Source organism: Micromonospora sp. NPDC005254 (genome assembly GCF_042872525.1).
GTDB lineage: Bacteria > Actinomycetota > Actinomycetes > Mycobacteriales > Micromonosporaceae > Micromonospora.
This window is the reverse complement of record NZ_JBIAKM010000001.1, coordinates 778578-795714: the sequence shown is the minus strand read 5'-3', so window position 1 is coordinate 795714 and position 17137 is coordinate 778578. Positions and strand designations below refer to the sequence as shown.

The following is a 17137-nucleotide window of genomic DNA, read 5'->3' as shown; positions in this document are numbered from 1 at the left end:
GCCGGCGCGTTGTGTTGGGGGGGGGGGGCCCCCCCCCCGCGGCGGGGGCGGGGCCGCCCCCCCCCGCCCGGGGGGGGCGGGGGGGGGGGGGGGGGGGGGGGGGGGGGCCCCCCCCCCCCCCCCCGTCGCGGTCCTGGAGAAGGGCCCCCGCGAACGTCGGCCAGGCTGTCGGGTGACCGACAACAACGCCCAGTGGCCTGTGGATAACCCGCCAGATCCTGTGGACAAGGCTGGATACAGCCCCGGCCACCTGTGGACAACGATCGACCGAGCGCAGGGAAGCGGTCACGATTCGTCACCATGAGTCGTACCGCGCTGCCCCGCCCCACGCTCCTTCCCGGCCTCAGCCGGCTCTGGCGGGATCGGCACACCCTCCAGATCGGTGTCGGCCCGGGGCCCGCCGTGCTGGTGGAGCTGGCCAACCCGCGTACCGCTGCCCTGCTCGATCTGCTGGACGGCACCCGCAGCGAACGGGACGTGCTGACCCAGGCGCTCGCGGCCCAGGTCTCCACCGACGACGCGCGTACGCTGCTGGACGCCCTGCGCGCGGCGGGTCTGCTGGTGCCGGCGCACAGCCTGCTCCCCCGCGACCTGGCCGGGCCGGTCCGGGCCCGGCTCGCCGCCGAGGCCGGAGCGTTGGCCCTGGGCGCGGCTCGGCTGCCCGGCACTCCCGCCCAGGTTCTGCGTCGCCGGCGGGCGGCCCGGGTGCTGCTCACCGGCGCCGGTGCGCTCGGCGGGCCACTGGCGGTGGCGCTGGCCCAGGCCGGCGTCGGACAGGTGATTCCGCACGTCACCGGCTCGGTGCGGCCGATCGACCTGGTCGGGACGGGCATCCCCGCCACCGAGCTGGGCCGGCCGCTGGCCCCGGCGATCCGGGCGGCGGTCGACCGTGTCGCGCCGGGCACCGGCACCCACCCGGTCCGGGCCGTCCGGGTGGATCTGCTGATCCAGCTCGGCACGGACCGTCCGCCCGCGCTGCTCGCCGCCGGTCTCGCCCAGCGCCGTCAGCCGCACCTGCTGGTGACCCTGCGCGAAGGCGTACCGGTCATCGGGCCGTTGGTCCGTCCACCCGCCGGGCCCTGTCTGCGCTGCGTCGAGCTGCATCGCGCCGACCGCGACCCGGCCTGGCCGGGGCTCGCCGCCCAGCTCGCCACGGCCGAGCCGGTGGCCGCCGGCGCGACCGGCACCCTGCTCGCGGCCATCGGGTACGCGGTGGCGGAGGCCCTGGCGCACCTCGACGGCGGCCACCCCGAGACACTGGGCGGCGCCATGGAGATCACCGGAGCGGGCCGGTTCCGCCGCCGAGGTTGGCCGCCGCACCCGGCGTGCGGGTGTTCGCCGACTCGGGTGTATGCACCAGCCCGGCCGCACAGCAGCAGCGGAGCCCTCCGGTCGGTAACAATGGCGAAGTGACCGACATCCCGCGCCGGGCCGTGTCCCGGACCGCCAAGCTCGCCGCTCTGCCGCTCGGCTTCGCCGGCCGGACCGTCCTCGGCATGGGTAAGCGTGTCACCGGGCTCGCCTCCGACGTGATCTCCGCGGAGATCCAGCAGCGCACCGCCGAGCAGTTGTTCAGCGTGTTGGGCCAGCTCAAGGGCGGGGCGATGAAGTTCGGCCAGGCGTTGTCGGTCTTCGAGGCGGCCCTGCCGGAGGAGATCGCCGCGCCGTACCGGCAGGCACTGACCAAACTTCAGGAGGCCGCGCCGCCGCTGCCGGCCGCGAGCGTGCACAAGGTGCTCGCCGAGCAGCTCGGCCCCGACTGGCGCGACCGGTTCGTCGAGTTCAACGACACCCCGGCGGCGGCGGCCAGCATCGGGCAGGTGCACCGGGCTCGGTGGCGCGAGCCGGGTTACGGCCCGTCCGGCGAGCCGAACAGCCGCGACGTGGCGGTCAAGATCCAGTACCCGGGGGCCGGTGACGCGCTCCTCACCGACCTCAAGCAGCTCTCCCGGCTGGGCGGGATGTTCCGGGCGATCCAGCCCGGCCTCGACGTCAAGCCGCTCCTCGTCGAGCTGCGTGAGCGGATCACCGAGGAGCTGGACTACGAGCTCGAGGCCGAGTCGCAGCGCACCTTCGCCGCCGCGTACGCCGACGATCCGGAGATCTTCATCCCGGAGGTGGTCTCCGCGTCGCCCCGGGTGCTGGTCACCGAATGGGTGACCGGCACCCCGCTGGCAGACATCATCTTCGACGGCACCGAGGAGCAGCGGGACGAGGCCGGCCGGCTCATGGCCACGTTGCACCTCTCCGCGCCCCAGCGGGCCGGTCTTCTGCACGCCGACCCGCACCCGGGAAACTTCCGGCTGCTGGCCGACGGCCGGCTCGGGGTGATCGACTTCGGTGCGGTGGCCCGGATGCCCGAGGGCACGCCGGAGCCGATCGGCCGCATCGCCGGGCGGGCCCTGCGCGGCGACGCGGACGGGGTGGTGGCGGGACTGCGGGACGAGGGGTTCATCGGTTCCACCGACGAGATCGACGCCGAGGGTGTCCTCGACTTCCTCCGCCCGATGCTGGAGCCCATCGCGGCCGACGGGTTCCGCTTCACCCGGGCCTGGCTACGGGCCGAGGCGGCCCGGCTGGCCAGCCCTCGCTCCCCCACCTACCAGCTGAGCAGGAAGCTCAACCTGCCCCCGTCGTACCTGCTCATCCACCGGGTGACGCTCGGCTCGATCGGGGTGCTCTGCCAGTTGGAGGCGAAGGCGCCGTACCGCAGCATCCTGGAGCGCTGGCTGCCGGGCTTCGCGCCGGTCGCCTGAGGATGTGAGGAAGGGCGGGTGCCGGTCGGCACCCGCCCTTCTGCGTGGGGTGGTACTAGAGAACGCCCAGGTCGCGCGCCGACTGGTTGCGGCCGTTCATGGCGACGGTACGGGCGGATCGGGTTGCCTCAGTGCTCGTGGTGGTACGACCGGCCTGAGGCCGGCGCATTCGAGCCCTGGTCAACGCTTCGTGGAGTAGTTGCATCTCGAAGGCTCCACTCGGAACGTTCAACATCGTTTTCTCACTCACTGCCGGTGTGCCACCGGCGTAGTTGGTACGGGTCGGGAACATGTCAGGCTGCCAGCCGGACCGCGCCACGCACCTCGGACAGCCCAGTGGCTGCCAGGCGCGCCTCGGCCTCGACCCGGAGCTCCGCGTCACGAGCGACGTCCTCCTTGCGCGGACGGCCACGGGGCCGCTTGCGCGGGACGACCGCGCCACGCTCGAAGATCTCGCCGCCCCAGACGCCCCACGGCTCCGCTCGCTCCACCGCCCCGGCCAGGCACTCGACGCGCAGCGGGCAGTCCCCGCAGAGCGACTTGGCCAGCTCGAGCTCGGCAGGCGAGTCGGAGAACCACAGGTCGGGGTCGAACTTCCGGCAGGGCAGGTTCGCCTCCAGCTCGACGCTCACATCGAGGGGGGCCAACGCCAGACTCATCTCCCGGTCACCTCTCTCTCACTTCGATCTCGTGGATCGCATTCCGACGTACTTCGGCGGGGCAAAAAACTGAGGCCGCGGATCCCGGTAGCGGGTTCCGCGGCCTCGAGGTGAGCCGGTGTCTGAGGATCAGACCGGTCTACCTCGAGGTGGAACGCCGCGGACATCCGTGCGCTTCTTGGCGCCATCGATGCCCATGCCCGTGAAGCCACTGGTCCCCTCGACTCCGGCATTCGGCGCAACGGTCAAGTTCAGCTCGGCCTGAACCTGGTGCACCTGCGGAACCGACGGTCGTGCGGCCGCAAGGGCCACCCAGACAGCCGACAGCGGAGCGGGGACAGACGGCATCGCCGTCAGACGCTCATAGGTGAAGATCTCCACGGTGGCCACCTCCCTCACGTTCCTCGAATCGACTGGACCAACCCCCGTGAGCAGCCGGAATGGCGCCGCTCGCGTGGTGTGTTCTGAGGCTATTCCTCGCCCGGGGGCGAGGGCAAACGAATTTACGACGAGATTTCGAAAGTTTTCTCCGGGCAGACGTCGTCCACCCCCGCGCCCTGCACGAGCGCCAGCACCGACTCCCCGTAGAGGCCCAGTTTGCGGGGGCCGATGCCGGCGATGGCGATCAACTCTTCCGGACGGCCGGGACGCCGCTCGGCCAACGCGGTCAACGTGGCGTCGGTGAACACCACGTACGCCGGGACCTTCTGCGCGCCGGCCACCCGCTGCCGCCACTCGCGCAGGCGTTCGTGCAGCTCATCGTCGATGTCGGAGGGACAGGTGGGGCACCGACCCAGTTTGCGGTCGGGGCCGGCGAGCAGGGTCGCGCCGCAGATCCGACAGGACACGATCTGCGTCCGGCGCCGTTCGGGGCGGCGCGCGGGACCGGTGGAGACGCCCGCCCGCTCGGTGCCGCCGGAGCGGTCCAGCTGGGGCAGGAACCGCGACGGCCGCCGGGCACGGCCGCCCGACGAGCGCGCGGCGGCGTACGACAGCCAGAGCCACTGCCGCGCGCGGGTGATGCCGACGTAGAGCAGCCGGCGCTCCTCCTCGACCTGCTCGACGGTCTTGGCGTACGTGGTGGGCAGGGTGCCCTCGGCGAGGCCGACCAGGAAGACCGCGTCCCACTCCAGCCCCTTGGCCGAGTGCAGCGACGCCAGCGTGACCCCGTCCACCGTCGGCACGTGCTGCTGGGCGGCCCGGCGGGCCAGTTCCTCGGTGAAGTCGGTCAGGGTGACCGGGCGCTCCACCGACGCCGCCTCGCCGATCGGCACCACCTCGGGGGTGGCCGCGTACTCCTCGGCGAGCTGGACCAGCGCGGACAGGGCTTCCCAGCGCTCGCGGGCGGCGCCACCGGCCGGGGGCGCGTCCGGGGCCCAGCCGACCGCGGTGAGCGCCTCGACCACGGCGGTCGGCAACGGGGTCTCCCCGGGGATCGAGCGGGTGGCCGACCGCAGGGCGACCATCGCCTGGCGCACCTCGGTCCGCTCGAAGAACCGCTCCGCGCCCTGCACCACGTACGGCACGGCGGCCTCGGTGAGCGCCTTCTCGTACGCTTCGGACTGCGCGTTGACGCGGAACAGCACGGCGATCTCCTTCGCCGGGGTGCCCGCGTCGATCAGTGACCGGCAGCGCGCGGCCACCGCGTTCGCCTCGGCCGGCTCGTCGGTGAAGATCCGCAGGTCGGGTTCCGGTCCCGGGGGGCGCTGCCCGCTCAACTCCAACCGCAGCCGCGCCTCGGCGCCGCGGGCCTGGGAGATCACCGCGTTGGCCAGCCCGACGACCTGCGGGGTGGAGCGGTAGTCGCGGACCAGCCGGACCACTGTGGCGTTCCGGTGCCGGCGCGGAAAGTCGACCAGGTACGACGAGGTCGCCCCGGTGAACGAGTAGATCGTCTGGCTGGCGTCGCCGACCACGGTCAGGTCGTCCCGGCCGCCCAGCCAGGCGTCCAGCAACCGCTGCTGGAGCGGGTTGACGTCCTGGTACTCGTCGACCACGAAGTGCCGGTACTGGCTGCGGACCTGCTCGGCGACGTCCCGGTGCTCCTCGATGCCCCACACCGCGGCGCGCAACATGTCCTCGAAGTCGATCACCCCGTTGGAGCGCTTGAGCTGCTCGTACGCGGTGAACACCTCGGCGACCTTCGCCGGCTCGTGCGGCGTGTCCCGCAGTGCCCGGGCCGCCGACACCACGTAGTCCCCCGGCTCCACCAGCGACGACTTGGCCCACTCGATCTCACCGGCCAGGTCCCGCGCGGCGGCCCGGTCGGTACGCAGGCCGACCCGGGCGGCGGCGAGGGTGACCAGCCGCACCTTGCTGTCCAGCAGCTCGGGCATGGCCCGGCCGGCCAGCAGGCGGGGAGCGAAGTAGCGCACCTGCCGCAGCGCGGCGGAGTGGAATGTCCGCGCCTGGACACCGTGCGCCCCGAGCAGAGTGAGACGGTGTCGCATCTCGGCGGCGGCCCGGGCGGTGAAGGTGACGGCGAGCACGTGCCGGGGGGAGATCTCCCCGGAGAGCGCCCGGTGGGCGATCCGGGAGGTGATCGCGCGGGTCTTGCCGGTGCCGGCGCCGGCGAGGATGCAGACCGGGCCGGCGGGTGCGGTCACCGCGGAGCGCTGCTCCGGGTCCAGCCCGGCAAGTACGCCTTCCGACGCTGAGTGAACCACCACAACCAGGAATCATCTCAGCTCCGCCGGACGTTGTAGCGGACAGCCTCGGCTTGATCCGCAAGCCGGCGGTCAGAGGAGTTGGAGGATCCGACCATGCTGACGATGTATTCCACCCCCTGGTGCGGCTACTGCCACCGGCTGAAGTCGCAGCTCGACCGGGAGGGCATCGGGTACGAGGTGGTCGACATCGAGCGGGATCCGGAGGCCGCGGAGTTCGTGATGAGCGTCAACGGCGGCAACCAGACGGTGCCGACGCTGCGCTTCGCCGACGGCAGCGCCCTGACCAACCCCTCGATCACGCAGGTCAAGCAGCACCTGGCGACCCTCAGCGCCTGACCGGCCGGGTCACCTCTCGACGAACGGCCGCCCGGATCCGGGCGGCCGTTCGTCGTGTCCGACATCCGTCACCGTTCGTCGTGTCCGACCTTCGTCACCGCCGGGGCGGTCGCCGGGGTCCGGTGGCCACCGGCGCGTCGATGTCGGCGTCGACCGGGCGGCGCGGGGAGGGGAGGGTCGGGCGGGTCGGCGGTGTGGGCCCACGGCCGCCGGCCGGCGCGCTCAGGTGCCGGCCCCGCCAGAGGTAGACGCCGGCGGCCAGCGTGGCCACCCCGACCAGCAGGAACAAAGCCCGGTAGTCCAGGACGCCGACCAGCAGGGCACCGGCGCCGATGGAGAGCGCCTGCGGGCCGCTGACCAGCGCCTGGGTGGCCGCCGCGACCCGTCCGACCAGCCCGGGCGGCGTACGTCGCTGGATCAGCGTGTGCAGGCCCACCATCGTCAACGGCAGCGAGACGCCGGCCAGCAGCACCGCCACGATCCCGAGCCGCAGATCGGGGTACGCGAGCGCGAGCGCGGCCGGCGAGAAGAAGGCCACCCCGGCGGCCAGCGTGCCGATCTCACCGAGTCGGCGGACCAGCGCCGGTGAGCAGAGCCCACCGAACAGCCCGCCGACGCCCTGCACCATGACCAGCACGCCCACGAAGGCGGCGTCCCGATCCAACCCCTGGTCGACGTAGGCGAAGATGAGCGATTCGCTGAAACCCATCACCAGCGATCCGAGCCCGTAGCCGAGCAGGGCCCGGCGCAGCGCCGGCTCACCGGTCAGATGCCGCAGGCCGGCGCCCAGCTCGGCGGGCCACCGCAGCCGCACGGTCGGCGGCGTCAGCACCGGGCTCGGCACCGCGGTCACCACCGCGGCCGCGGTCACGAAGCCGACCATGCCGATCCCGGCCAGCGCCCACCCGCCGAGCGCCGCGTAGAGCGCCGCGCCGGCCAGCGGGCCGACCAGCCGCAGCCCCTGGCGTACGGTCTGCAGCACGCCGTTCGCCTCCGCGAGCAGCTCCACCGGCACCAACTGCCGGATCAACCCGCTGAGCGCCGCGCCGAGCGTGATCGACGACAGGCCGTAGAGGGCCGCCACCAGGTAGACGAGCCAGACGTCGCCCGCGTCGCGGACGGTGAACAACGGGACGAGCAGCAGCGCGGTGACCACGTTCGCGGTCACGAAGAAGGGCCGGCGCGGGTACCGGTCGACGAACCAACCGACCAGCGGCGCCAACGTCATCGGGGCGATGACGGCGAAGATGATGCCGCCGGCGAGCCCGTTGGAGCCGGTCAGGTCCTTGACCCAGATGGCGAGCGCGAGCAGCAGGATCGACTCGGCGGTCATGCTGGCCAGCAGGCCGCCGAACAGCAGGCGGAAGTCGGGTCGGCGCAGGACGGTGCGCATGGGTTCCCTCCGGCGGGATGGCGTGCCCGGCTGGGCGGTCGACGGGGCTGGGACCCGGGGTCCGTCGTCGTCCGGCGTATCCGTGGTCCATTTTTCGACAAGACACGCCCCCGCCGGAACCTCCGACGCCGGTCGCGCCGTCCATACTGACCGTGGGGGGCGAATTTCATACAGTTACCGTCGCGTCTGCGGCGGTCGACGGGAAAGAGGACACTGTGCCTCCTGCCGCACCCAGCCCGATCATGCGTCGCCGACGGTTGGGCATCGAACTGCGCAGCCTGCGCGAAGCCGCGGGCCTCACCGGTGACCAGGTTATCGAACGGATCGGTTGGGCGTCCGCGTCCAAACTGTCCCGCATGGAGAACGGCCGCAGCCGACCGGACCCGCAGGATGTCGGCGTTCTGCTCGACCTCTACGGGGCCGACACCGCGTCGCGCGAGGAGTTGCTCGCGATCGCCGGTGAGGCCGGCGACATGCGCGGCTGGTTGAAGAACTTTCCGGTGATGACGCAGCAGCAGCGCAGTTGGGCCGAGCTGGAGGCGGGCTGCGCGGAGATCTCCGAGTACAACCCGGTTCTGGTGCCAGGTCTGCTGCAGACCGCCGGGTACGCGAAGGTCCGGATCGTCTCGGCCCGCCAGGTGAGCGAGGGCGCCGGCGAACCGGAGCCGACCGACGAGCCGGAGACCGAGGTGCAGGCCCGGTTGGCCCGCCAGTTGCTGCTGACCCGCGAGCCGCACGCGCCGAGCTACACCGCGGTGCTGGAGGAGGCGGCCCTCGGCCGCCGGGCCGGCCCGCCCGAGGTGCTGCACGAGCAGCTGCACCAGCTGTGCGAGCTTGCCCTGCTGCCCAACGTGACTCTGCACCTGCTTCTGCGGGACACCCAGATCGGCGATTGGTACCTTCCGCCGACCGCCTTCTCCCTCTATCGGTTCGCCGATCCGCTCGATCCGGAGACATTGGCCATCGAAGGGGGGTTCACCGACGTCATGTCGACCGAGGCAATCACGCTAAATCGCTATAAAGTGGTGTTCGAGTGGCTATGCACGGCGGCACTAGACGCCTCGGACACCCTCTCCTGGCTGATCGAGGCGACGGGACGGCTGACCGGGGCGACGCCCCCATCCACAGTGGCGTTCGGGCCGGCAACGGCGCCGACCCAACGCCGCCGGGCCTCGGGGCGACTGACGGATCGGTGATCCACGGGGGACCCTCCGTCGGGGCGTGCGGCACCACTCGTCCCATCGGATCGGTTCACATCAGGAGCAGAGCCATGAACGACATCCACAACACGCCGTCCGTCTCCGCCAGCTCGTTGGCGGACGCCCCGTGGCGTACCAGCACCCGCAGCCAGACCTCCAACTGCGTGGAGGTCGCCCCCCTGGGCACCGGCCCGTCGGCTGTCGCGCTCCGCGACAGCAAGGACCGGGGCGGCCCGGTGCTGCTGTTCAACCGGGCCGGGTGGCTCGGCTTCATCGCCGGGGCGAAGACGGGCCAGTTCGACCTGAACTGATCCTCCTGACCGGGGCGGGGCCGTTGGCATGGTGCCGACGGCCCCGTCGCCTTGTTCGGCGGCAACCCCGCTGACCAGGCATCCGCCGATCGGACGAGGCTCGGAAACAATAGGCGCGTTTCACTTGCTGGGACGAACACGGGGCGTAACATGACCCACGAGAACGTGGAACTTCCACACTGGCTCATTCGTCGCGGTTCATCCGGAGACCCTTATGCGGTTCCTGATCGTTCGCACCGACATCCGCACCGTCGCCGACGGGGACATCGCCGCCGCCTGGGCGGACGGCCATGGCCTCCGCGACGAGACGACCACGCCGGAACCGCGCCGGCAGACCGTGCACGCCGAGGACCGGGACGCCGCGCTGCTGCTGGCCCGGGCCCTGTCGACGGTCGGCGCGGTGCGAGCCGGCAAGCAACGGGTCAAGGTCCTGCCACTCGGCGAGCCGCTGCCCGTCTTCCGGCGCAGACCCGGCCGCACCGGCACCTGACCCCAGACGTCCGTCGTGGTCGGCTCGGCTCCCCCGCCGCGTCCATCGCTCCCACCGACCACGACGGCCCGTGTTCCCGGCCCGTGACCGCCGCGGCAACGGCGGCCACGGGCCGGGACCGTGCTCAGTGGTCGGCGTCCACCCAGCCGTCCAGCCAGCGATGGATGAGGAACAACGCGATCGACGACGGCGGCGGCAGGATCAGCCGAGCCCCGTCCCCCACGTCCACGGCCCTTCCCGCACACGCGGCCCCGATCTCCTCGCGGCTGAACCACCTGGCGTACGCGATCTCGGACGGGTCGACCTGCACCGGATCCGCCGGGTCGGCGGTGGCCAGGAAGCCCAGCATCAGCGAGCCCGGGAACGGCCAGGCCTGGCTGCCGACGTACCTGATCCGCTCGACGGAGATGCCCACCTCCTCGCGGACCTCGCGCAGCACGGCGGCCTCCGCGGACTCCCCCGGCTCGACGTATCCGGCCAGGCAGGAGTAGCGCCGACCACCCGGCGTGCCCGGCCAGCCGGCGTTGTTGCCGAGCAGGCAGCGCCCCTCGGGACCGTCGACGCCGTCGTGCACCAGCACGATCATCGCCGGGTCGGTACGCGGCCAGATCCGCGCACCGTTGCGATCCACCCGGGACCAGCCGGCCTCGTCCATCACCGTCGGCGCGCCGGTCGCCGTCGAGTAGCCGTGCCGGGTGTGCCAGTTGAGCAGCGCGAGCGCCGTGGTGAAGATGCCGGCCTCCCGATCGCCGAGCAGGTGGCCCACCTCCCGCAGGTTGACCGCCCGGGTGCCCGGCACCGTCGGCAGCGGCGTGTCGAGCGCGAAGATCGGCACCCCGTCCGGCTCGACACCGAGGAACATCGCCGTCGACTCGGCGCCGGCCGGCACGTCGGCCGCGCCGAACAGCACCAGCGCGGGGGGCGACACGTCGGTACGGGCGAGCGTCCGCCCGTCGTTGGTCGAGTCGAGCAGCAGGATCCGGCCGCGCAGCCACGCCTCGGTCAGCCACTGCGCGTCGCCCCGCCGATGCGCGGCGCGATCCAGCGTGGACCGCGCCAGCGGCGGCGCCGTCTCCCCGCTCACGTCAACGCTCCGCCGCTGACGGACACCCGGACCGACGGGCCGTGGCGGTGCCTCATGGCTGCACCGGTTCGGTGTGGACCGGCGTCAGCGCGGCCAGCCCGGGGGTGATCCGCTCGGCGTCACCGAGCACGACCACCGCCGCCCGGGCGGGCGCGAGGTAGTGGGCGGCAGCACGCGCCACGTCGTCGACGGTCGCCTGCGCCAGGCGGGCCGCGTACTCCGCGAGGAACTCCAGCCGCAGCCCGTTCCCGGCGTACGCGCTGGTCAGCGCGGCCAGACCGGCCTGGGTGGACATGCCGAGCTGGAGGGTGCCCAGGGCGTACTGGCGGGCCTGCTCCAGCTCCTCCGGCTTCGGCGGCAGCGACGCCAGCCGGCCCAGCTCGTACGTGGTCTCCAGCAGCGCCGGGCCGGTGACCTCGGTGGCCACCTCGGCGCCGGCGACCAGAACCGACCCGGCCACCGAGTGCTCGATCACCGAGTGCGGGCCGTACGTGTAGCCCTTGTCCTCGCGGATGTTCTCCACCCAGCGGGACGAGAAGTAGCCCCCGAAGATCAGGTTGGCCAGTTGCAGCGGCGCGTGGTCGGGGTCGGTGCGCGGCACGGCGGGCAGCGCGACCCGCAGCGAGGACTGGACCGAGCCGGGTCGGTCGACAAGCAGCAGCGGCCCCGGCTCCAGCGGCGGGGTGGCCGGCAGGGTGGCCGTACGCCCGGCGCCGGCCCACCCACCGAGCGCCCGCTCGGCCGCGTCCAGGGCCTTCTCCGGCTGCACGTCGCCGACCACCACCAGCTGCGCCCCGGCGGGGTGCACCCGCTCGGCGTGCAGGCTGCGCAGGGCCGCCGGTCGGACGGCACGGATCTGGCCCGGCTCCGGGGTCTGCGTGGCGTACGGGTGTCGCCCGTAGATCCGCTTCAGCAGCGCCTCCCGGGCCAGGTGCGCCGGCTGGCTCTGGGCGACCTGGATCCGGTCGATCAGCCGGTCCCGCTCGGCGGCCACCTCGTCGCTGGGGTAGCTGGCGCCGGTCAGCACCTCGGCCAGCAGCTCCAGCATCCGGTCCAGGCCGGTGACCAGGCCGGCGCCGGAGAGCATCAGCCGGTCCGGGTCGACGCCCGCGGACAGCCCGCCGCCCACCTTCTGCAGCTCGGCGGCCAACTGCACGCTGGTCATCGACTCGGTGCCGGAGAGCATGGTCTGCGAGAGCATCGCGCCGCGCGCGAGGTGGGCGCGGCCGAACGGTACCCAGAGCCGCAGCTCGACCAGGGGCACCGCCGGCCGGCGTACGGCGATCACGGTGAGCCCGTTGCGCAGCGTGCGCTCGGCCTGCTTGGGCACCTTGAGCTTGCGGGTGGGGCCGAGCGGGGGCAGCGTACGCGGCCCGGCGGTGGCGGTGGTGGTCATCGGGCACCTCCGGGGATGACCTCGACCGCGGCGCGGCGCTCCGGGCGCAGGGTGGCCGCGGCGGCCCGGACCTGCTCCTCGGTGACGTCGCCGACCAGTCGGGGCAGGTCGTTGAGCAGGCCCGGCTCGCCGCGTTGCTGTTCCAGGACCGCCATCCGCAGCGCCCGGCCGAGCACCGCGTCGGTGTCGCGCAGCAGGTGGGTGGCCATCCGGGCCTGGGTGCGGGCCAGCTCGCCGTCGGTCAGCCCGTCGGTGGCCAGCCGGTCCAGTTCCTCGTCGACGGTGCGCAGCACCTTGTCCACGTCGCCGCCCGGTGGCAGGTGCGCCTGGAGCAGCAGCGCGGTGGGGTCGCGGACGTCGAACGGGTCGCCCATGAAGCCGAGGTAGCCGCCGAGGCTGGTCACCGTGCGGTCACGCTGGACCAGTCGTTCGACCAGCCGGGACGCGTCGCCGTCGGTGAGCACCTCGGCCAGCACCACGTACGGCAGGTAGTTGGCGAAGTCGCCGACCGGGTCGGGCACCCGCCACGCGCCGGCCACCGCCGGCAACGGCGCCAGGGCGTCGGTGTACGAGCTGCGCCGCTCGGCGGTCAGGTCGGGCTCGGTGAAGTCGGGCCGCCGCGGCGCGGGACGGGCCGGGACGTCGCCGAAGTGCCGGGTGACCAGCTCGGTCGCCTCGGCCACGTCGATGTCGCCGCTGACGGCGAGCACCGCGTTGCCGCTGGCGTAGTAGCGGCGGAAGAAGTCGGCGGCGTCGGCGACGGTGGCCGACTCCAGGTCGTCGAACGAGCCGTAGCCGTCGTGCGCGTTCGGGAACGTGTCGAACATGACCGGCGGCAGGGTCAGCCAGGGAAAGCCGCCGTACGGCCGGCTGAGCACGTTGACCCGGATCTCCTCCTTGACCACGTCGACCTGGTTGCGCAGGTTCTCCTCGGTCAGCCGGGGCCCGCGCATCCGGTCCGCCTCCAGGAACAGCGCGCGCTCCAGCGCGTTGCTCGGCAGCGTCTCGAAGTAGTCGGTGTAGTCCAGGTGGGTGGAGCCGTTGAACGTGCCGCCGGCACCCTGCACGTGCCGGAAGTGGGCCAGTTTCTCCAGGTTCTCCGAGCCCTGGAACATCAGATGCTCGAAGAGGTGGGCGAAGCCCGTACGCCCCTCCGGCTCGGAGCGGATGCCGACGTCGTAGACCACCGCCACCCCGATCACCGGGGCACTGCGATCGGGGGTCAGGACCACCCGCAGGCCGTTGTCGAGGGTGAACCGCTCGACCGGATACTTCGTCGCTGGAATTCTGGATCTCCGCGCCGCCACGGGATCGACCCTAGCGCGTCGGCATCCCCGCCACCGGCGACCTCCACGGAGCCACCGCCACCGGGTTGGCCAGCCGGGGCGGGACCTCGGCGCCGACCCGCTCGGCCTCCCCGCGGCGCGACCAGCCGGAGCGGACGAACCCGTCGACGTACGACAATCCGTGTCGCGCGATTGGCCTAGCAAGACGGTAGGAAATACCGACATAACTGAGACGCCCCTTCCCGGCATGTGGATGGGTCTTGACGCTGACCCCGGCCTGACCCACTCTTCCTACCAACTAAGTAGGAATACTGCGGATTGGATGGACGATGAGACGGCTCCCCCTGCGCCGGTTGGTCACCCTGACCACCCTCGCCGCCCTCGGCGCGGCGACCCTGGGCAGCACCGCCGCGTGCGGCGACGACAGCGAGGGCACGGGAGACAGTTCCGGCCCGGTGACCCTGCGGCTCGGCTACTTCCCCAACATCACCCACGCGCCGGCCGTCGTCGGCGTGGAGAAGGGCATCTTCGCCGAGAAGCTCGGTGCCGACGTCAAGCTCGAACCGAAGACCTTCAACGCCGGCCCGGCCGCCATCGAGGCCGTCTTCTCCGGCGCGCTGGACGCGACCTACATCGGCCCGAACCCCACCGTGAACGCGTTCTCCAAGTCCAAGGGCGAGGCCGTCCGGGTCGTCTCCGGCGCCGCCTCCGGAGGCGTGGCGCTGGTGGTCAAGCCGGGCATCAACGGCCCGCAGGACCTCAAGGGCAAGAAGGTCGCCACCCCGCAGCTCGGCAACACCCAGGACGTGGCGGTCCGCTACTGGCTCAAGCAGCAGGGGCTGACCACCACCAAGGAGGGTGGCGGCGACGTCAAGATCGTGCCGCAGGAGAACGCCCAGACGGTGGAGACCTTCAACAGCGGCGCGATCGACGCCGCCTGGGTGCCCGAGCCGTTCGTCTCCCGGCTGGTCAACGCCGGCGGCAAGGTGCTCGTCGACGAGCGCGACCTGTGGCCGGACAAGAAGTTCGTCATCACCAACCTGCTGGTCAGCACGAAGTTCCTCAAGGCACACCCGGACGTGGTGCAGAAGCTGGTCGACGGCCAGGTGGCCGCGAACGAGTTCGTCAACACCAAGCCGGACGAGGCCCAGCAGGCCATCTCCGACGCCATCGGCAAGATCACCGGCAAGCCGCTGGACCTCAAGCTGATCAAGCAGGCGTGGCCGACGTTGGAGTTCACCAACGACCCGATCCCCACCTCGCTCAAGGCCGGGCTCGACCACGCCGTCGAGGTCAAGCTGACCGAGCCGGTGGACCTCAAGGGCCTGTACGACCTCACGTACCTCAACAAGGCGCTCAAGGCGCAGGGCAAGCCCGAGGTCGTCCAGCCATGACGTCGACCACGACGACGCCGCAGAGCGCGACCACCGCGGTCGCGCTCTCCGGCGTGACCAAGGTGTACGGACGCGGGTCGAGCGCCGTACTGGCCCTGGACGGGGTCTCCCTGGACGTAGCGCCGGGCGAGTTCGTCTGCCTCGTCGGCGCGTCCGGCTGCGGCAAGAGCACCCTGCTCAACCTGGTCGCCGGCCTGGACCGGCCCAGCGGCGGGCAGATCGGCATCGCCGGCGGCGCCAATCCGGGGCTGATGTTCCAGGAGCCGGCGCTCTTTCCCTGGCTGACGGTCGACGCCAACGTCGAGGTGCCGCTGAAGCTGCGCGGAGTGCCCCGCGCCGAGCGCCGCGAGCGGGTGGCCGACCTGCTGCGCACCGTGCACCTGGCCGAGTTCGGTCGCAAGCGGCCACACGAGCTGTCCGGCGGGATGCGGCAGCGGGTCGCGCTGGCCCGCACGCTGGCCCTGGACACGCCGGTGCTGCTGATGGACGAGCCGTTCGGCGCGCTGGACGCCATGACCCGCGACATCCTGCACGACGAGCTGGAACGGATCTGGTCCGAGCGCCGGCTCTCGGTGCTCTTCGTCACGCACAACGTCCGCGAGGCCGCCCGGCTGGCCGACCGGATCATCCTGCTCTCCAGCCGCCCCGGCCGGATCATCTACTCCACCGAGGTGGACATCCCACGGCCACGGCGGATCGACTCGCCCGAGGTCGCCGCGATCGCCGCCGAGGTCACCGAACGGCTCCGTACGGAGGTGGGCCGCCATGGCCAGTGACACCCTCACCAGCACGGCGCGCAGCGACGCGGAGATCTCCGGCCTGGACGCGCTGGAGATCGCCGGTCGGGATAAGGAGGTGTCCCGCGGCACCCGGCTCTGGGCGGCCACCTGGCCCAAGCTGGCCGCGCTGGCCATCGTCATCGTGGCCTGGCAGGTGGTGGTCTGGTCGGGCTGGAAGCCGCCGTACTCCCTGCCCGGCCCGCTGGTCGTCGGTCGCGAGCTGGTGACCCAGGCCCAGGGTCCGCAGCTCTGGGAGGGCCTGGCCACCACGCTGCGGCGGGCCGCCGTCGGCTATGTCTTCTCGGTCGCGGTCGGCCTGCTGCTGGGCCTGGCGGTGGCCCGCTCCACGGTGCTGCGGGCCGCCATCGGCTCGATGATCACCGCGTTGCAGACCATGCCGTCGATCGCCTGGTTCCCGCTGGCCATCCTGCTGTTCGAGCTGAGCGAGAAGGCGATCTTCTTCGTGGTGGTGCTCGGCGCCGCGCCGTCCATCGCCAACGGGGTGATCTCCGGTGTGGACTACGTGCCACCGCTGCTGCTGCGCGCCGGTCGCAACCTGGGCGCGCGGGGGCTCAACCTCTACCGGTACGTGATCGCGCCGGCCGCCCTGCCGGCGATCGTCGCGGGCCTCAAGCAGGGTTGGGCGTTCTCCTGGCGGAGTCTGATGGCCGGCGAGCTGATCGTCGTCGGCATCTCGCAGACCTCGCTGGGTGCCCAGCTCACCTACTCGCGGGAGCTGTCCGACGCGCCGTGGCTGCTCTCCACGATGATCGTCATCCTGGTGCTGGGCCTGGCCGTGGACGCGGCGTTCGGCGCGGCCGACAAGGCGATCCGCCGTCGCTGGGGCGTACTGGACCAGGCTGGTCAGTGACGTGTACGTCTCCGCGCGCAGCGACTACGCGCTCCGGGCGATGCTCGCCGTCACCGCCGCCGTACGCGGCGGCGACGCGGGCGGTGGTGGCGCGGGCGAGCTGGTGAAGGCCGGCAGCCTGGCCGAGGTGCAGGAGATCCCGCTCAGCTTCCTGCAGGGCATCCTGCTCGACCTGCGCCGGGCCGGTCTGCTGCACAGCCATCGGGGCGCCGAGGGCGGATACGCGCTGACCCGGCCACCTGAGGAGATCACCGTCGGGGATGTGCTGCGCGCGGTCGGCGGCTCGCTGACCACCGTACGCGGACTGCCGGCCGAACGCGCCGGCTACCACGGGGTGGCTGCCGGGCTCACCGACGTCTGGCTGGCGGTGCACGGGGCGATCGCCACCGTCGTCGACAGCACCAGCCTCGCCGATCTGCTCAGCCGCACCCCGACCGACCGGGCGTCCACGACGTCCTGACCACCGGGGCGGCGTGGTCGGGTCGGTGCCCCGCCGACCCGACCACACCTCGTA

At 72.4% G+C, this 17137-nt stretch carries 17 protein-coding genes; 10 read left to right on the top strand and 7 right to left on the bottom strand.

The genetic code is table 11. From position 1 onward, the window contains the following. Positions 1–300: 300 nt before the first annotated feature. Both ACFYPR_RS03825 and ACFYPR_RS03820 read left to right on the top strand, forming a co-directional pair. Positions 301–1413, top strand: coding sequence for a hypothetical protein (locus ACFYPR_RS03825; RefSeq protein WP_354861546.1), 1113 nt, complete (start codon positions 301–303; stop codon positions 1411–1413). Continuing rightward, positions 1410–2756 (top strand): AarF/ABC1/UbiB kinase family protein, encoded by a 1347-nt coding sequence (locus ACFYPR_RS03820; protein ID WP_355063697.1) that lies wholly within the window; start codon positions 1410–1412, stop codon positions 2754–2756. The genes ACFYPR_RS03825 and ACFYPR_RS03820 overlap by 4 nt, the downstream gene beginning before the upstream one ends. A 293-nt stretch (positions 2757–3049) precedes the next feature. Here the strand turns inward: ACFYPR_RS03820 and ACFYPR_RS03815 are convergent, their stop codons facing one another. The 3 genes from ACFYPR_RS03815 to ACFYPR_RS03805 form a co-directional block, all read right to left on the bottom strand. Further along, entirely contained in the window at positions 3050–3415 is a 366-nt protein-coding gene (locus ACFYPR_RS03815; RefSeq protein WP_354861543.1) for a WhiB family transcriptional regulator, read from the bottom strand. Between the two features lie 129 nt (positions 3416–3544). Further along, entirely contained in the window at positions 3545–3796 is a 252-nt protein-coding gene (locus ACFYPR_RS03810; RefSeq protein ID WP_387258505.1) for a hypothetical protein, read from the bottom strand. A 122-nt stretch (positions 3797–3918) separates the two neighbouring features. Beyond that, positions 3919–6084, bottom strand: coding sequence for an ATP-dependent DNA helicase UvrD2 (locus ACFYPR_RS03805; protein WP_355138115.1), 2166 nt, complete (start codon positions 6082–6084; stop codon positions 3919–3921). 93 nt (positions 6085–6177) lie between these two features. On the opposite strand from ACFYPR_RS03805, the gene ACFYPR_RS03800 reads away from it, so the two are divergent. After that, complete coding sequence (locus ACFYPR_RS03800) at positions 6178–6420, top strand: mycoredoxin (protein WP_355063701.1); 243 nt, start codon at positions 6178–6180, stop codon at positions 6418–6420. Positions 6421–6514: 94 nt separating this feature from the next. Here the strand turns inward: ACFYPR_RS03800 and ACFYPR_RS03795 are convergent, their stop codons facing one another. Continuing rightward, a complete protein-coding gene (locus tag ACFYPR_RS03795; RefSeq protein WP_387258503.1) occupies positions 6515–7813 on the bottom strand; it encodes an MFS transporter in 1299 nt (432 codons plus the stop codon). A gap of 215 nt (positions 7814–8028) precedes the next feature. Here ACFYPR_RS03795 and ACFYPR_RS03790 point away from each other — a divergent pair, with 215 nt between their 5' ends. The 3 genes from ACFYPR_RS03790 (at position 8029) to ACFYPR_RS03780 (ending at position 9813) form a co-directional block, all read left to right on the top strand. Then, positions 8029–9009 carry a helix-turn-helix transcriptional regulator gene (locus ACFYPR_RS03790; protein WP_354861536.1) on the top strand — a complete coding sequence of 327 codons (981 nt, stop codon included), beginning with the start codon at positions 8029–8031 and terminating at the stop codon, positions 9007–9009. A 74-nt stretch (positions 9010–9083) separates the two neighbouring features. Then, positions 9084–9323, top strand: a complete 240-nt coding sequence (locus tag ACFYPR_RS03785) for a DUF397 domain-containing protein (protein ID WP_354861535.1) — start codon at positions 9084–9086, stop codon at positions 9321–9323. A 214-nt stretch (positions 9324–9537) separates the two neighbouring features. Beyond that, positions 9538–9813, top strand: coding sequence for a hypothetical protein (locus tag ACFYPR_RS03780; protein WP_354861533.1), 276 nt, complete (start codon positions 9538–9540; stop codon positions 9811–9813). Positions 9814–9937: 124 nt separating this feature from the next. Here ACFYPR_RS03780 and nudC read toward each other — a convergent pair whose 3' ends face one another. Genes nudC through ACFYPR_RS03765 form a run of 3 tightly spaced genes read right to left on the bottom strand, consistent with a single transcriptional unit; the run spans position 9938 to position 13600 of the window. Continuing rightward, the gene (gene nudC, locus ACFYPR_RS03775) at positions 9938–10897 is read right to left on the bottom strand and encodes an NAD(+) diphosphatase (protein ID WP_354861532.1); all 960 of its coding nucleotides are present in this window, start codon (positions 10895–10897) and stop codon (positions 9938–9940) included. A gap of 52 nt (positions 10898–10949) precedes the next feature. Then, a complete protein-coding gene (locus tag ACFYPR_RS03770; protein WP_354861530.1) occupies positions 10950–12293 on the bottom strand; it encodes a pitrilysin family protein in 1344 nt (447 codons plus the stop codon). Further along, on the bottom strand, positions 12290–13600 hold the full coding sequence (locus ACFYPR_RS03765) for a pitrilysin family protein (RefSeq protein WP_354861529.1): 1311 nt from the start codon (positions 13598–13600) through the stop codon (positions 12290–12292). Before ACFYPR_RS03765 ends, ACFYPR_RS03770 begins: the two co-directional genes overlap by 4 nt. Positions 13601–13908: 308 nt before the next feature. Here ACFYPR_RS03765 and ACFYPR_RS03760 point away from each other — a divergent pair, with 308 nt between their 5' ends. Genes ACFYPR_RS03760 through ACFYPR_RS03745 form a run of 4 tightly spaced genes read left to right on the top strand, consistent with a single transcriptional unit; the run spans position 13909 to position 17083 of the window. Further along, positions 13909–14973: an ABC transporter substrate-binding protein gene (locus ACFYPR_RS03760; protein ID WP_354861527.1), complete on the top strand. Its 1065-nt coding sequence runs from the start codon at positions 13909–13911 to the stop codon at positions 14971–14973. After that, complete coding sequence (locus tag ACFYPR_RS03755) at positions 14970–15749, top strand: ABC transporter ATP-binding protein (protein WP_387258500.1); 780 nt, start codon at positions 14970–14972, stop codon at positions 15747–15749. Before ACFYPR_RS03760 ends, ACFYPR_RS03755 begins: the two co-directional genes overlap by 4 nt. Continuing rightward, a complete protein-coding gene (locus ACFYPR_RS03750; protein ID WP_355063711.1) occupies positions 15739–16623 on the top strand; it encodes an ABC transporter permease in 885 nt (294 codons plus the stop codon). The genes ACFYPR_RS03755 and ACFYPR_RS03750 overlap by 11 nt, the downstream gene beginning before the upstream one ends. A 1-nt stretch (position 16624) precedes the next feature. Then, entirely contained in the window at positions 16625–17083 is a 459-nt protein-coding gene (locus ACFYPR_RS03745; protein ID WP_354861522.1) for an Rrf2 family transcriptional regulator, read from the top strand. Positions 17084–17137: the final 54 nt, after the last annotated feature.

Coding starts and splice junctions, on each gene's coding strand:
- ACFYPR_RS03750 (WP_355063711.1), top strand. CDS start 15,739: ATGGCCAGTGACACCCTCACCAGCACGGCGCGCAGCGACGCGGAGATC.
- ACFYPR_RS03800 (WP_355063701.1), top strand. CDS start 6,178: ATGCTGACGATGTATTCCACCCCCTGGTGCGGCTACTGCCACCGGCTG.
- ACFYPR_RS03785 (WP_354861535.1), top strand. CDS start 9,084: ATGAACGACATCCACAACACGCCGTCCGTCTCCGCCAGCTCGTTGGCG.
- ACFYPR_RS03815 (WP_354861543.1), bottom strand. CDS start 3,415: ATGAGTCTGGCGTTGGCCCCCCTCGATGTGAGCGTCGAGCTGGAGGCG.
- ACFYPR_RS03825 (WP_354861546.1), top strand. CDS start 301: ATGAGTCGTACCGCGCTGCCCCGCCCCACGCTCCTTCCCGGCCTCAGC.
- ACFYPR_RS03795 (WP_387258503.1), bottom strand. CDS start 7,813: ATGCGCACCGTCCTGCGCCGACCCGACTTCCGCCTGCTGTTCGGCGGC.
- ACFYPR_RS03770 (WP_354861530.1), bottom strand. CDS start 12,293: ATGACCACCACCGCCACCGCCGGGCCGCGTACGCTGCCCCCGCTCGGC.
- ACFYPR_RS03780 (WP_354861533.1), top strand. CDS start 9,538: ATGCGGTTCCTGATCGTTCGCACCGACATCCGCACCGTCGCCGACGGG.
- ACFYPR_RS03755 (WP_387258500.1), top strand. CDS start 14,970: ATGACGTCGACCACGACGACGCCGCAGAGCGCGACCACCGCGGTCGCG.
- ACFYPR_RS03760 (WP_354861527.1), top strand. CDS start 13,909: ATGAGACGGCTCCCCCTGCGCCGGTTGGTCACCCTGACCACCCTCGCC.